This is a genomic window from Psychrobacter sp. (assembly GCF_036731945.1).
GTDB lineage: Bacteria > Pseudomonadota > Gammaproteobacteria > Pseudomonadales > Moraxellaceae > Psychrobacter.
Genome location: NZ_DAINDI010000054.1, coordinates 1 through 447 on the forward strand (window position 1 = coordinate 1; position 447 = coordinate 447).

Below are 447 nucleotides of genomic sequence, written 5' to 3' on the forward strand. Positions count from 1 at the left end.
AAGCCGCCAGTGACGACGCCTGAAAAGCCGCCAGTAACCAGTATTCCTGCGACGCCGCTTGAGCCAGCCACGCCTATTAAATATCCAGAACCAAAAAAAGACATTGCTGATTATTATTTATTGGGTTTCTTTGACTATAACGGTGCGGGGCAGACGAGAGAAATCCGTTCTGATTTGCTAGGCCCTTTACAAGCCATGATTCAATTTGGGCAGAATCATACGGTAGATCCTCAAGGTAACGAAGCAAAAAACATGCCGCGCCTAACTGCAGAAAAGGAAGCTCTTTTATTAGTGACGCCTACGCTTGAAATGGGAGCAGTCAATCAATTGGTTGCTGAAATTTATCAAGATGGACTGTTATTACGCAAGATCAATTTGGATGACCCGACGCATTTGCCACTTTCAGACCAAACGAATAGCGACGATAGACCACGTGTTGCCTATAGT

At 45.2% G+C, this 447-nt stretch carries 1 pseudogene; it reads left to right on the top strand.

What is annotated here, in order from left to right:
- A pseudogene (locus V7D75_RS10855) lies at positions 1 to 447 on the top strand (M66 family metalloprotease); the annotation flags it as partial.